Annotated in this window: 15 protein-coding genes and 2 pseudogenes; 6 read left to right on the top strand and 11 right to left on the bottom strand. The window is 72.5% G+C overall.

Translation table 11 applies throughout. The annotated features are described in order from the left end of the window. The first annotated feature begins 215 nt into the window (after nucleotides 1–215). Nucleotides 216–647, top strand: coding sequence for an SsgA family sporulation/cell division regulator (locus tag NIE79_RS17600; protein WP_007457244.1), 432 nt, complete (start codon nucleotides 216–218; stop codon nucleotides 645–647). Nucleotides 648–761: 114 nt separating this feature from the next. Here NIE79_RS17600 and NIE79_RS17595 read toward each other — a convergent pair whose 3' ends face one another. Beyond that, the gene (locus tag NIE79_RS17595; protein WP_238679599.1) at nucleotides 762–1,538 is read right to left on the bottom strand and encodes a glucose 1-dehydrogenase; all 777 of its coding nucleotides are present in this window, start codon (nucleotides 1,536–1,538) and stop codon (nucleotides 762–764) included. 202 nt (nucleotides 1,539–1,740) lie between these two features. Between NIE79_RS17595 and NIE79_RS17590 the strand changes: the two genes are divergently transcribed. Together NIE79_RS17590 and NIE79_RS17585 are read left to right on the top strand one after the other, a co-directional pair. Further along, nucleotides 1,741–2,733, top strand: a complete 993-nt coding sequence (locus NIE79_RS17590) for a helix-turn-helix transcriptional regulator (protein ID WP_238679598.1) — start codon at nucleotides 1,741–1,743, stop codon at nucleotides 2,731–2,733. A gap of 7 nt (nucleotides 2,734–2,740) precedes the next feature. Beyond that, nucleotides 2,741–3,196: an RrF2 family transcriptional regulator gene (locus tag NIE79_RS17585; RefSeq protein ID WP_030333674.1), complete on the top strand. Its 456-nt coding sequence runs from the start codon at nucleotides 2,741–2,743 to the stop codon at nucleotides 3,194–3,196. Between the two features lie 13 nt (nucleotides 3,197–3,209). On the opposite strand, the gene NIE79_RS17580 is transcribed toward NIE79_RS17585, so the two are convergent. From NIE79_RS17580 to NIE79_RS34215, 7 genes are all read right to left on the bottom strand, one after another. Beyond that, complete coding sequence (locus tag NIE79_RS17580; protein WP_238679597.1) at nucleotides 3,210–3,824, bottom strand: malonic semialdehyde reductase; 615 nt, start codon at nucleotides 3,822–3,824, stop codon at nucleotides 3,210–3,212. Between the two features lie 70 nt (nucleotides 3,825–3,894). Continuing rightward, complete coding sequence (locus NIE79_RS17575) at nucleotides 3,895–4,455, bottom strand: flavin reductase family protein (RefSeq protein ID WP_238679596.1); 561 nt, start codon at nucleotides 4,453–4,455, stop codon at nucleotides 3,895–3,897. Continuing rightward, nucleotides 4,452–5,786: an LLM class flavin-dependent oxidoreductase gene (locus NIE79_RS17570; RefSeq protein ID WP_238679595.1), complete on the bottom strand. Its 1,335-nt coding sequence runs from the start codon at nucleotides 5,784–5,786 to the stop codon at nucleotides 4,452–4,454. Before NIE79_RS17570 ends, NIE79_RS17575 begins: the two co-directional genes overlap by 4 nt. 11 nt (nucleotides 5,787–5,797) lie before the next feature. Beyond that, the gene (locus NIE79_RS17565) at nucleotides 5,798–6,664 is read right to left on the bottom strand and encodes an ABC transporter permease (RefSeq protein ID WP_238679594.1); all 867 of its coding nucleotides are present in this window, start codon (nucleotides 6,662–6,664) and stop codon (nucleotides 5,798–5,800) included. Continuing rightward, nucleotides 6,657–7,502 carry an ABC transporter ATP-binding protein gene (locus tag NIE79_RS17560; RefSeq protein ID WP_238679593.1) on the bottom strand — a complete coding sequence of 282 codons (846 nt, stop codon included), beginning with the start codon at nucleotides 7,500–7,502 and terminating at the stop codon, nucleotides 6,657–6,659. Before NIE79_RS17560 ends, NIE79_RS17565 begins: the two co-directional genes overlap by 8 nt. Further along, nucleotides 7,499–8,530, bottom strand: coding sequence for an ABC transporter substrate-binding protein (locus tag NIE79_RS17555; RefSeq protein WP_238679592.1), 1,032 nt, complete (start codon nucleotides 8,528–8,530; stop codon nucleotides 7,499–7,501). The genes NIE79_RS17560 and NIE79_RS17555 overlap by 4 nt, the downstream gene beginning before the upstream one ends. A 104-nt stretch (nucleotides 8,531–8,634) precedes the next feature. After that, nucleotides 8,635–8,712: a putative leader peptide gene (locus tag NIE79_RS34215; protein WP_349881247.1), complete on the bottom strand. Its 78-nt coding sequence runs from the start codon at nucleotides 8,710–8,712 to the stop codon at nucleotides 8,635–8,637. A gap of 248 nt (nucleotides 8,713–8,960) precedes the next feature. On the opposite strand from NIE79_RS34215, the gene NIE79_RS17550 reads away from it, so the two are divergent. Then, nucleotides 8,961–9,140, top strand: a complete 180-nt coding sequence (locus NIE79_RS17550) for a DUF4236 domain-containing protein (RefSeq protein WP_030333600.1) — start codon at nucleotides 8,961–8,963, stop codon at nucleotides 9,138–9,140. Nucleotides 9,141–9,357: 217 nt separating this feature from the next. On the opposite strand, the gene NIE79_RS17545 is transcribed toward NIE79_RS17550, so the two are convergent. Next, nucleotides 9,358–10,242, bottom strand: coding sequence for a hypothetical protein (locus NIE79_RS17545; protein ID WP_238679591.1), 885 nt, complete (start codon nucleotides 10,240–10,242; stop codon nucleotides 9,358–9,360). A 24-nt stretch (nucleotides 10,243–10,266) separates the two neighbouring features. Further along, nucleotides 10,267–10,788 carry a VOC family protein gene (locus NIE79_RS17540; RefSeq protein ID WP_238679590.1) on the bottom strand — a complete coding sequence of 174 codons (522 nt, stop codon included), beginning with the start codon at nucleotides 10,786–10,788 and terminating at the stop codon, nucleotides 10,267–10,269. 49 nt (nucleotides 10,789–10,837) lie between these two features. Here NIE79_RS17540 and NIE79_RS17535 point away from each other — a divergent pair, with 49 nt between their 5' ends. After that, entirely contained in the window at nucleotides 10,838–11,299 is a 462-nt protein-coding gene (locus tag NIE79_RS17535; protein WP_238679589.1) for a MarR family winged helix-turn-helix transcriptional regulator, read from the top strand. 57 nt (nucleotides 11,300–11,356) lie between these two features. Further along, nucleotides 11,357–12,682, top strand: a pseudogene (locus tag NIE79_RS17530) (tetratricopeptide repeat protein); the annotation flags it as partial. 20 nt (nucleotides 12,683–12,702) lie between these two features. Here NIE79_RS17530 and NIE79_RS34210 read toward each other — a convergent pair. Continuing rightward, nucleotides 12,703–12,867, bottom strand: a pseudogene (locus NIE79_RS34210) (hypothetical protein); the annotation flags it as partial. Nucleotides 12,868–12,922 lie beyond the last annotated feature (55 nt).

Here is a 12,922-nt window from a genome sequence, read left to right as displayed (position 1 = left end):
GTAAGTCGACGACTGAGCCACCCGATACCGGGCGGGATCACGCACTGGGCAGAACCGGAAATCCTACATGAATGCTCACATTCACGCGGCCTTTCCGTCCCCCTTCCCACCACTGGGTGAAGTCAGCGTATGGCGGAGCGTAGCCAGGAGTAGCACCTGAGTATGGGAAAAGCGGGACACGCGCGTTCCGCAGCGGTGCCGGGGGGAGAACGTCCATGAGTGTCATCCGACCGACGACCGTAGAGGTCGAGACGTCGCTAAGGCTCGTCGCACCTGACGCCACCGCCTTGCCGGTGCGTGCCAGTCTGCGTTACGACCCTGCTGACCCGTATGCGGTCCATGTCCTGTTCCATGCCGAATCGGCAGGGGGCGAGGCGGTGAGTTGGTCGTTCGCTCGCGAACTTCTGGTCACCGGCCTGGACGAGCCGGCCGGCATCGGGGATGTGCGGGTCTGGCCCTGGGCCACACCGCGTGGCGACTTCGTCGCGCTGGCCCTCTCGTCACCGGACGGCAACGCCCTCTTCGAGGTGCCGCGCAGCGTCCTGGTGCGTTTCCTTCGACGGACCTACGTCGTCGTCCCGCGCGGCCGTGAGGCCGAGCACCTGGACGTCGACACGGCGGTGAACCGGCTGCTCGCCGGTCGCTGACCGCCCGAACGGGCAACATCGGCCACACCGGGGCCGCGCGGATCTGCCGAGTCCGCGCGGCCCCGGCACACACCCAGGGAGTACGCGGACAGTGCTCCCCGGGTCGGCCGGTGCTCAGCCGTGCGTGGTGATGCCGCCGTCGACGGGAATGACAGCTCCGGTCAGGTATGCGCCGGCGCGCGACGAGAGGTAGATGGCGGTGCCGGCCATGTCGTCGGGGCGCCCGATGCGGCCCAGCGGCACCTGCTGCTCGATGGCGGCCCTGCTCGCCGGGTCGTCGAGCGCGAACGCCATCATCTTGCTCTCGAACGGGCCGGGCGCTATCGCGTTGACGGTGATCTGCTCACCGGCGAGTTGGTGGGCGAGGCTGCGGGTGAGCATGTGCACGGCCGCCTTGGTGGCCGAGTACGCGTACACCTCCATCATCGGCACCCGGATGCCGTCGATCGACCCGATGTTGATCACGCGGGCCGGGTCGTCCGCGCTGGCGGCGGCGCGCAGCGCCGGCAGCAGCGCTGTGGTGAGCCGGAAGACGGCCTTGACGTTGACGGCCCAGAGCTTGTCGAACGCGGCCTCGGGGTAGTCCTCCAGCGGTGCGCCCCAGGTCGCGCCGGCGTTGTTGACCAGCACGTCGAGGCGGTCGAAGCGCTCGCGGACGGCGGCGGCCAGCGTCTCGGCGCCGGCGTCGTCGCCGAGGTCGGCGGGGATGGCCTCGCAGCGGCCCTCGGCGGACAGGGTGGTGGCGACCGCCTCGCACACATCCGCCTTGCGCGACGAGATGATCACGTGTGCGCCGGCCCGGACGAAGCCCTGGGCGATCATCAGCCCAATCCCCCGCGAGCCGCCGGTGACCAGGACCGTCTTACCTTCGACCGAAAACAGCTGCGTCATGCCCATCCCATCGCGAGTCGGCGGGGGCCGCCGGCCGGTCGAGTGGCCGGCGGATGCCGGGTGGACCGCGGACCGACGGCGCTACCGCCGGGTAACGTAGCCCGCCCGCCAGGACCGGGACAAGCCCGTGGCGCGCCGCGGATTCCGCTACGAACGTCGATCGGGATGCGGTGACCTGCGGTTCGGGCTACCGTCGCAGGCGATGGTCTCCACCGATCCCTCCCCCGCGCCATCGATCGGAACGGCGTCTCCCGTCACCGACGAGATAGCCACGTTCGCGCTGGCTGATCTTGCCGGTGACCCGGGCTGGCGTCGTCCGGTGATCGTCGAGCGGGAGCTGTTGATTCTCACCACGCGTGGGCACGGCGACGCGGAACTCGACTTTCATCTGCTGCCGTGCCGGCCCGGCACGCTGCTGCGGGTCCGCCCCGGTCAGGTGCTGCGCTGCGCCGGCCCCCAGTTCGACGCCACGGTTGTCGCCTGGGATCCCGAGGCGCTGCGCGGCTTCGACGTCGACCTGACCACCACCGCGACCTGGCGGCAGCTGGCCGGCGAGGACGAGGACGCGGTGATCAGCGAGGTGAGCCAGTTGGCGGTGGACTGCCGACGGCACCCCGACGGCCCCACCGCCCGCGCGCTGCTCCGGCACCAACTGGCAGTGCTGCTGCTGCGGCTGGCCGTGGCCCACACCGACCGGTCGCCGTCCCGACCCGAGGACGAGACGTTCCACAGGTTCCGCCGCGAGGTGGAGCACGGCTACCCGCACACCCGGCGCGTGGAGGACTATGCGGCCGCGCTCGGCTGCTCGGTGCGCACCCTGACCCGGGCCTGCCTGGCCGTCACCGGTCGCAGCGCCAAACAGGTCATCGACGAGCGGGTCGCGTTGCAGGCCGGCCGGTTGCTGGCCGCGACGGATCAGCCGATCGCCCAGATAGGCCGGCGCCTCGGCTTCTCCGAACCCACGAACTTCGGCCGCTTCTTCACCCGCGAAGTCGGGGTCAGCCCCGGCGCGTTCCGGGCCGCCCGAGACCAACCGGCTGCCGGCCGGGTCGTCCGACCTCGACCGCCCGCCGAGTCGACGGGCGCCAACGGCGGCCGGTTCCGCACCGGCACACCTGGCGAACCCACAAATGGCGGGCACGCCACGAGACCTGGGCCGCCCGCCGGAGGGCTGGGCGGCACCGGGCGGGCATGATGGCAGGGTGCAAATCTCCGCGCGCGGCGACTACGCGGTACGAGCGGCGTTGAGCCTCGCCACCGCGTACCCCTCGCTGCTGTCCACCCAGGCCATCGCCGCGGAGCAGGACATGCCCCGCAAGTTCCTGGAGGCGGTCCTGGCGGATCTTCGCCGGGCCGGCATCGTCCGCGCCCAACGCGGCGCCGAGGGCGGCTACACCCTCGCGCGCCCACCACGCGAGGTGACCGTCGGCGCGGTGCTGCGCGCCGTCGAAGGCCCGCTGGCCGGAGTACGCGGGCTGCGCCCCGAGGAGACCAGGTACGAGGGCTCGGCGGAGAACCTGCCCGGCCTGTGGGTGGCGGTCCGCGCCGCCGTGCGGCGGGTCGTCGACGAGGTGAGCCTCGCCGAGATCGTCAGCGGTCGACTGCCCGCGCACGTCCGCAAGCTCACCGCGCTGCCCGACGCGTGGGAGCCCCGCTGACAGTGGGCCCGGCTCACAGCGTCCACACCACCTCCTCGGTGCTGAGTCGGGGCAGCCGCCGCTCCGCCCAGGCGTCCGGGCCGGGGTGGCCCAGGTTGAGCAGCAGCAGCGCCTCGTGCCGGCCGTCGGGGAAGAACTCGCGGGTCACCCCTGCCGCGTCGAACCCGGCCATCGGGCCGGCGGCCAGCCCGGCGGCGCGTACGCCCACCAGCAGGTAACCGATCTGGAGGGTCGCGCTGAAGCGGGCCTGCTCGGCGCGGGACGGGCGGTCGCTCAGCCAGTCGCGGGCCTGCGGCCGGTGCGGGTACAGCTCGGGTAGCCGGTCGTGGAAGTCCACGTCGGCGGCGAGCACCGCCACCAGTGGCGCGCTGGCCGTCTTCGCCCGGTTGCTCGACGAGACGTACGGCAGCAGCCGCGCCCGCGCCGCCGCCGAGCGGAGCAGCAGCACCCGCAACGGCTGACCGTTGTACGCGGTCGGCCCGTACCGGATCAGGTCGTGGATCGCCGCGACCTGGGCGTCGGTGACCGGCTCGTCGGTGAACGTGTTGGCCGTGCGGGCCGCCCGGAACAGCAGGTCCTGGGCGGCCCGGTCCAACGCGAGCAGGTCGGCCGTGGTCGGTGCGGTCACGTCGGCACTCCGCTTCGCTGGGTGCCGCCGTGACCTGCCACGTGCCCGACGGTTCGTTCGCTGCGCTCGCTCACGGCGAGACGGCGGTCGTGTAGCCGCCCCGGTGGTGGACCAGTGGCGCGCCGTCGCCGCCGTCGCCGAGCGCCAGCGGCTCGGCGATCACCAGTGTGTGGTCGCCGGCCGGGACCCGGTGCACCACCCGGCAGAGCAGCCGGGCCAGCACCCCGTCGAGCATCGGCACCCCGAACGGTCCGGACGTCCAGTCCGGGTACGCGGCGAACCGGTCGATGCCGCTGGTCGCGAAGACCGTGGCGGCCTCCCGCTGGCCTGCGCTCAGCAGATGCACCGCGACGTGCTCGGCGCGGGCGAGCACCGGCCAGCTCGACGACGCCACTCCGAGGCAGAACGAGACCAGCGGTGGGTCCAGCGACACCGAGGTGAACGAGGTCGCGGTGAAGCCCGCCCGGATCGGCGCGCCGATTCCACCGAGGCAGGCGGGTTCGGTGGCGCGGGCGACAGCGGTGACCACTGTGACGCTGCTGGCCTGCCGCCGCAGCAGAGCGCGGAACAGGTCCGCGTTCACCGGTCGCAGCCCGGCGATGTCCGCCGAGGGGCGCTCCACGGTGGTCACGCCGGCACCAGGGCCGACGCCGCGTACGCGCTGGCCGGTCGGGGCAGGCCGTAGTGCTCGCGCAGCGTCCGACCGGTGTACTCGGTGCGGAACAGCCCACGGGAGCGCAGCACCGGCACCACGTGGTCGACGAAGTCGGCGAGCCCGCCGGGCAGGTGCGGCGGCATGATGTTGAACCCGTCGGCGGCGCCCTGGGTGAACCACAGCTCGATCTGGTCGGCGACCTGCTCGGGCGTACCCGCGACGACCCGGTGACCCCGGCCGCCGCCGAGCCGGCCGATCAGCTGGCGGATGGTGAGCTGTTCCCGGCGGGCCAGCTCGGTGACGAGCTGGTAGCGGCTCTGGTGCGCCTGCACGGTGCCGGCGGCCGGCAGCTCCGGCAGCGGCCCGTCCAGCGGCAGGCCGGTCAGGTCGATGCCGAGCATCCCGGAGAGCTGGGCCAGGGCGTAGTCCGGGACGATCAGCTCCTCCAGCTCGGCGGCGAGCGCCTGCGCCTCGGCCTCGGTGCCGCCGAGCACCGGCGCGATGCCGGGCAGGACCTTCACCAGGTTCGGGTCCCGGCCGGCGGCGGTGACCTGCCGGCGCAGCTCGGCGTAGAAGCTCTGCCCGTCGGCGAGGGTCTGCTGCGCGGTGAAGACCGCCTCGGCGTAGCGGGCGGCGAAGGCGACCCCGTCCGGCGACGAGCCGGCCTGCACCAGCAGCGGTCGGCCCTGCGGCCCCCGGGGGATGTTCAACGGGCCACGGACCTGGAACTCGGGCCCGCGGTGCGCCACCTCGTGCACCCGGTCGGTGTCGGCGAACACCCCGGCCGTGGTGTCGAAGACCAGCGCGTCGTCCTCCCAGCTGTCCCAGAGCTTGATCGCCACGTCGACGAACTCGGCGGCCCGCCGGTACCGGTCGGCGTGTTCGGGGTGGCTGTCCCGGTTGAAGTTGACCGCCTCCCGCTCCTGGGCGGAGGTGACGATGTTCCAGCCGGCCCGGCCGCCGCTGAGGTGGTCCAGCGAGGCGAACTTGCGGGCGACGTGGAACGGCTCGTTGTAGGTGGTGGAGACCGTCGCGATGAGACCGATGTGTTCGGTCACCGCGGCGAGCGACGCGAGCAGGGTCAGCGGCTCGAAGACGGCCTGGATGTTGTGTCGGGGGTTCGGCCCGACCGAGAGGCCGTCGGCGAGGAAGAGCGAGTCGAGGGTGCCGCGTTCGGCGATCCGGGCCAACTCCTGGAAGTGCCGTACGTCGGTGACCCGACGCGGGTCGGTGCGGGGGTGCCGCCAGGCGGCCTCGTGGTGGCCGACGCCCATCAGGAACGCGTTGAGGTGCAGGGTGCGGGTCATTGGTGTCCGTCCTATCCGGCAGAGACGTCGACGCGCCAGGTGGAGAAGCGACGTTCGAGGGCGACGAGGAGCTGGTTGACGACCAGGCCGATGGCGGAGATCGTGATGATCCCGGAGTACATGTCGGCGATCGCGAAGTTGTACTGCGCGTAGTTGATGAGGTAGCCGAGCCCGGCCTTCGCGCCGACCATCTCGGCCGCGACCAGCACCAGGATCGAGTACGCCCCGGCCAGCCGGACGCCGGTGAAGATGGTCGGCACCGCCGCCGGCAGGATCACCTTCTGGAACAGCCGCAGGTGGTTGAGCCCCATCGAGCGGGCCGATCGGATCAGCAGCGGGTCGACGCCCTTCACCCCGGCGATGGTGTTCAGCAGGATCGGCCAGGAGCACGCGTACAGCACCAGGGCGATCTTGGAGGTCTCTCCCAGGCCGAGGATGAGCACGAACACCGGCAACAGGGCCAGCGCGGCGGTGTTGCGGAACACCTCCAGCAGTGGGCTGAGCAACTCGGCGAGCGGCCGGTACCAGCCGATCAGCAGCCCGAGCGGTATGGCGGTGAGCACCGCCAGGCCGAGCCCGGCCAACGACCGGGTGAGGCTCGCGCCCACGTGCTCGGCGAGCTGCCCGCTGCGCAGCAACTCCCACCAGGCCACCAGTACCTCCGACAGCGGGGGCAGGAAGACCCGGTCCACCAGCCCGAGCCGGGGTGCGCCCTCCCAGATCGCGGCCAGCGCGGCGATGGCGACGGTGCGGTGCAGCACCTTCGCGCCGATGCCGAGCAGACGACCGGCGCGACCGGGAACGGCACTGTCGGCCGACAGGCGGGGCACTGTGGGTGGGCCGGCGAGTCGGGTGGGACGTTCGGCGATGTCAACCAACGCGGGCCTCCTCGGTGTGGCGGACGCCGGTGCCCTCGGCCGCCTGGGCGGCCCGCACCTCGTCGCGCAGCAGGGTCCAGATCTGGTGGCGGTGGTGGCGGAACGCGTCGGTGGAGCGCACGTCCTCGACCGCGTCCCGGTCGCCGAGGTCGATGTCGATGACCTGCTTGAGCCGCCCGGGCCGGGACGTCAGCACCGCCACCCGCTGCCCCAGGTAGACGGCCTCGTCGATGCCGTGGGTGATGAACACGATGGTCTTGCCGGTACGGGCCCAGATCCGCACCAGCTCGTCCTGCAACGAGTCGCGGGTCTGCGCGTCCAGGGCGGCGAACGGCTCGTCCATCAGCAGCACGTCCGGGTCGTACGCGAGGCTGCGGGCGATGGCCACCCGCTGCTTCATCCCGCCGGACAGCTCGTGCGGGTAGCGGTCGGCGAACCCGCGCAGGCCCACCAGACCCAGGTGGTGCTCGATCAGCGCGGCGCGCTCGGCGCGGGGCACCCCCTTCGCCTCCAGACCGAACGCGACGTTGCCGGCAGCGGTGCGCCAGGGCAGCAGCGCGTACTGCTGGAAGACGATGCCCCGGTCCAGGCCGGGGCCGGTGACCTGCCGACCGTCGACGAGCACCTGCCCCGAGGTCGGCTCGGTGAGCCCGCCGAGCAGGTCGAGCAGCGTGGACTTGCCGCAACCGCTGGGGCCGACGACGACCAGGAACTCGCCGGGGCGTACCCCGAGGGTGACAGCGTCCAGCGCGGTCACCGCGCCGGCGCCGCCACGCCGGCTGGCGCGGACCGGGAAGGTCTTGCTCACCCGATCAAAGAGGATCTTGTCGGTGCTCACGCGTTCCCCCCGTCCACGAAGGGGTTGAACCGGTTGGTGTAGACGTTGCCGGGCTTCGGCCGGTCGCCCTTGAGCTCGCCCTCGCTGGCGAGCCAGTCGATCCAGGTGCCGAACTCCTTCTCGTCGATCACCCCGCCGCGGCCGGCGACACCACTGCTCTTCCAGTACGCGACAAGCGACGGGTCCTCGTTGCGACCGCGCTTGCCGATGATGTCCCGCATCCGGGCGACCACTGTCTCCCGGGGTTGGGTGCGGGCCCACTCGATGGCCTTGCCGACCCCGGTGACGAACGCCTTGACGGTCTCCGGGTTGCGCTTGATGAAGTCGTCGCGGAAGACGTAGGTGCCGCCGCTGAAGGCACCGAGCAGCTCGTAGTCGGTGAAGATGGTGCGGATGCCGCCGGTGGCGACCGCCTTGTCGCGGATCACCCCGCCGAGCACCGCGACGTCGATCTGCCGCTGCCATAGCGACTGCTCGGTGTTGACCGGTGGCAGGGCGACCAGTTCGACCTGCTTGATCTCGGTGGGGGTGAGACCGCCGCGGGCGAGCCAGGTCTTGAGCACTGCCTCGGCGTGCGCGCCGAGGGTGTTCATGCCGACCTTCTTGCCGATCAGGTCACGAGGGCCGCGGATCGGGCTGTCGTCGAGCACGTAGTAGCCCTGGAACGTCTGCGCGTCCGAGCCGTAGTAGCTGACCACTGCGGTGATCGGGGCGTTGGCGGCGGCGAGCTTGACGATGGCGCCGTTGAACGCGCCGCCGAAGTCGCTCTGCCCGGTGGCGGTGGCCTGGATGTCCTGCGGACCACCTGTGACGTTCCCGATCCACTTGAGCTTGACGTCGCCGAGGTAGCCGAGGTCGGCGGCGAGTTCGGGGAGGGTGACCTGGCCGACCGAGCCCTGGTAGCGCAGCTCGCTGGCCTGGGCGCCGTCGGCTGCCGCGTCGCCGCCGCAGCCGGCGGTGGCGGTGAGCACGACCACTGCGGTAACGGCGGCGAGCGTACGCAGAACGGCACGACGGGGCTGGGACATGAGGAGTCTCCTGATCTGTCCACGATGGGAGCGGGGACGCCCGGATGAGGGCGTGCGGGCGGTGAGAATGCGGCGCTGGAGCCGAGCCGGATGGACCGGTCAGCTCAACAGAGCGCGCTCGCGTGCCGGACCAGGTCGACGTGCACACGAGCGGTGAGGAGAAGCTCATCCCGCTGCGACATGACCCCATGCTGCCCGGGATCGGAACGAGCGGTCAACGACCTTCCAGAAGATGAGACTTCTATCGCTGCCGATGTTACGGAGCGCCCCGACCTGCGTTTACCGTGCCGCAACACCTATCTGTTGAATAGACATTGTGGCGCCCGGTGAGCGACCGTCCAGGGCGGACAGCGAGAGGGTTTCAAAAGTTGTCGGTTCGGGCATGTTCGATCTCGACACGGCAGGGAACGGTGACGAGGGGAGACCTCCGATGGGCCTCATGTTTCGCAAGCGCAAGAAGTACGGTCCGATCATCCTGAACTTCACCGAGAACGGCTTCTCCTCGTGGAGCATCAAGATCGGTCGCTGGTCCTGGAACTCCAAGGCCCGTGCGCACCGGGTCGACCTGCCGGGTCCGCTGAGCTGGAAGCAGGACAAGTCCCGGTCGTAAGCATCCCGGGAGTCGAGCGGGGTGCCGGTGATTCACCGGCACCCCGCTCGGCGTCTACCCCCGGCCCGCCCCGCCCCGCCCCAGCCCGCCCCAGCCCGCCCCGCGATCTTGCACTTTCTGTCGCCGTTTTGCGTGGAATAACCTTTACGCCGGAGCAGAAAGTGCAAGATCGCCGGGGCCGGGGCCGGGGCGGGGCCGGGGCGGGGCCGGGGGGCGCTCAGCGGGCCAGGGTGATGATCTCGTCGCCGGCCAGCCGCCCGGATTCGCGATCGCGTCGCAGGGCGCCGGCGTCGATCAGGTCGACGAGCGCCTGGTTGGCGTCGGCGGCCCGATAGACGGTCGCGGTGAGGGTGTGCCGGCGTAGCTCGGTGACCGGCCGTGGCCCGCCCGCCCGCAACTCGGCCAGCAGTTCGTGGGCCAGCGGTTCGAGATCGGGATCGTCGACCACGTCGACAGTCGTGCCGGTCGGGTCGAGCGGATCGCGGTAGCGCACGTCGAGGTCCGCGCCGACCGCCCAGAGCGCGTCACGGATCGCCTCCAGGCTCCGGTCGGAGCGGCTGCCGAACGCGATCACCCCGGCGGACTCGCCGCCGGGCAGCACCGGTGCCACCTCGGCCACCAGGGGGAACCCGGCCGAGACGAGCACGTCTCGGACGCTGTCGGCGGTGTGCAGCAGCAGCTCCCCGGTCCGGCCGTTGGTAGCGGCGCTGAGCAGCTTCGGCGTCACCGCGCCGGGGAGGTCCACGAAGGAGAACAGCGGCGCGCCGGCCGCCCCGGCGGCCTTCACCGCGACCGGCAGCCGGTACGGCTCGCCGGGCAGCAGGTGCACTGTGACCTCGGCGGGCAACTCCGCCTCGATCGGGCCGAGTCGGGCCGGCAGGTCGGCGGCGGCGTCGGCCAGCACCAGCACCGTCACCTGCCGGCCGCGGACCTGGTCGCCGTGCGTGGCGACCAGGCGCAGCGCGGCCTCCGCGCTGCCCGCGTCGGCGCCCGCGAGGGCGATGGTGGCCCGCCGGGAGCGGTGCAGGGCCGCGGGCAGCCAGGTCGTCAACTGGCGGACCAGCAGCTCGCGGAGGAAATCAGTGGTCCGGTCGGTCGGCATCGGTCCGTTCTACCGTACGGGCGGTCAGGCCGGGACGGAGATCCCCACCCCGCCCCGGGTCTGCCCGCCGTAACGCTGCCGCTCGGCGTCCAGGTCGAGCCGACCGATCTGCTTGCGGGCGGCCAGTGCGGTGTCGTCGAGCAGGTCGGCCGGGATCAGCCAAACCACCTCGAACTCCAGGCCGTCCGGGTCCCTGCCGTAGAGGCTCTTGGTCGTGCCGTGGTCGGAGGTGCCGACCAGTGCGCCGGCCGCGACGAGCCGCTCGGCGGTGGCGGCCAGCTCGTCGAGCGTGTCCACCTCCCAGGCGAGGTGGTAGAGGCCGACGGTGGACCGACCTGCTGTCGACCGACCGGCGCCCGCGCCGACCTCGAAGAGGCCGAGGTCGTGGTCGTTGGTGGAGTCGGGGGCCTGGAGGAAGGTGGCGCCCCGGAAGCCGTCCGGGGTCATCGCCACCGGGCGGAAGCCCAGCACGTCGCTGTAGAACGCGACGCTGCGGGCGAGGTCACTGACGTAGAGGACCGCGTGGTTGAGCCGGTGGATACCCATGACCCGAGGCTAGCGCGGTTTAGTTGAACATTCAACCACCGGGAGTATGATGGCGGCCATGACCCGCTGGTTGGACCCCGACGAGCAGCGCACGTGGCGCGCGTACCTCACCGCCTCCCGGGTGCTGATGGACACTCTCGACCGCGAGCTGCAACGCGAAGCGGGCATGCCGCACGCGTACTACGAGATCCTGGTCCAGCTCTCCGAGGCCCCCGGTCGTCAACTGCGGATGAGCCAGTTGGCCCAGGCCGCCGGGTCGTCGCGCAGCCGGCTCTCGCACGCCGTGGCCCGGCTGGAGGCCGCCGGCTGGGTGCGCCGCGAGGACTGCCCCACCGACCGGCGCGGGCAGATCGCGCTGCTCACCGACGAGGGTTTCGCCACCCTCGCGGCCGCCGCACCCGGCCACGTCGAGGGGGTACGCCGACACCTGTTCGACGCGTTGAGCCCCGCCCAGGTCGACCAGCTACGCCGAATCAGCGAGACCCTGGCCGACCACCTGACCGGATCCTGACCAATCGACACCGGCGCGGGTCTTGTACTTACCGTCGTCGGATGAGCACGATGGGGCGTGTCTTCCGGCTTCGGTGAACTGACTGATCAGGCGCACCACCTCGTGTCCTCCGGCGATCTGGCCGGCGCACAGCAACTGCTGTCCGACGCGCTCACCGACGCCGACCCCCACCCGGCCAACGCCACCCCCGAGCTGGCCGAGGCGGCCAGCCTCCAGGCGCGGGTCCTGATCGCCCTCGGTGAGCCGCACTCGGCCCGGGGGTGGGCCGCCTTCGCGTACGCGGCCACCACCCGCCTGCACGGCCGCGCCGACCCGCGCACGGTGGCTGCGGCGGCGACCCTGGCCGCAGTGCTGCACCGGGTCGGCAGCCACTCCCGGGCGGCGCGGCTCTACCAGGAAGTCATCATCGAGCTGACCGCGCAGGACGGCCCGGAGTCGCTGCGGGTCCTCGCCGCGCACGCCGACCTGGCCACCGTCGAGTACGCGCGCGGCCAGTGCGCGGTGGCCCGCGACCGCCTCCAGGATGCCTGGGAGCTGCACCGCGAGGTGTACGGCGACGGGCACCCCAGCGGCATCAAGATGCTGGCGCGGCTCGGGGCGATGCAGCGCGACTGCGGGCAGTTCACCGAGGGACACGACAACCTGGCGCTCGCCCGTGAGCTGTGCCGGCAGCACCTGCCCGCCGACGACCCGCTGGCCACCCAGGTGGCGGCCCTGGCCCGGGCGGCGGCCAATCCCAACCACGCCTGCGCGGACAACCCGCCCACGGCTCGCGACACGCCCGTCGTGCCGGCCGCCCGCGTCCCACCGCACGGCGACGGGCCGGCCGAATCCGGTTTCCACCCGTCGGCGGCCGCGACCCACCAGGCCGGGGCGGTGCCGAACCCCCGGCTGCCCTCGGACGAAGGAGTCGGCGCGACGGGCAGCAGATGGTCGACCGAACCGGTGGACGAGCCCTCGCCGCACCCCGCCGACCCTCCGGTGCCCCCGTCGGTGGTCGGGCTGGCCGGCGGCACGGAGGAGCAGCCCGGGGTGTACCGGCTGCACCGACCCGCCGACCCGTACGCGTCGCCCGACCCGCACCAATCGTCCGACCCGTACGCCCGGCCGGACCCGTTCGCCCGCCCGGATCCGTACGCGCAGGTGGAGCCGTACACGCCCTCGCGGCTGCTGCCGGTGCCCGTGCACCGCGCGCCGCCGGAGCAGCGCAACCGGCTGGTGCCGGTGCTGGTGGCCGGCGTGGTCGTGGTGCTCCTCGGCGCGGCAGCGGTGATCGCCGGGGTGGCCCGGGTCGACGGCGACGACGAGCCGACCCCACCGCCGGCCAGCGCCTCCCCCACCGCCGGCGCGCCGGCCAGCACCGCGCCGGTTGCCGCCGCCCCGCGGAGCAGCCGCCGCCACGGCTGTGGGTCCGCCCCGGCCAGCACCGACACGAGGCTGGGCCGCACCGCCGCCCCCCGCCCAGGGCCGAGGGCCGGCCCGCTGGTCAACCCCCCTCGGGCACGCCGCCCCAGCCACCCCGCGCCGATCGCCCCCGCCGCAGCCGGCCCGGTGTACGCCTCCCACACTCTCACCCCCCCCACCGCCAGCAGCACCCCGCCACCGAGCACCCCGCTGCCCGCC

The organism is Micromonospora trifolii, from assembly GCF_022229005.1.
In the GTDB taxonomy this organism is placed as follows: Bacteria; Actinomycetota; Actinomycetes; order Mycobacteriales; family Micromonosporaceae; genus Micromonospora; species Micromonospora trifolii.
The sequence above is the reverse complement of the archived record's forward strand: the minus strand, read 5'-3'. Positions and strand labels throughout refer to the sequence as shown.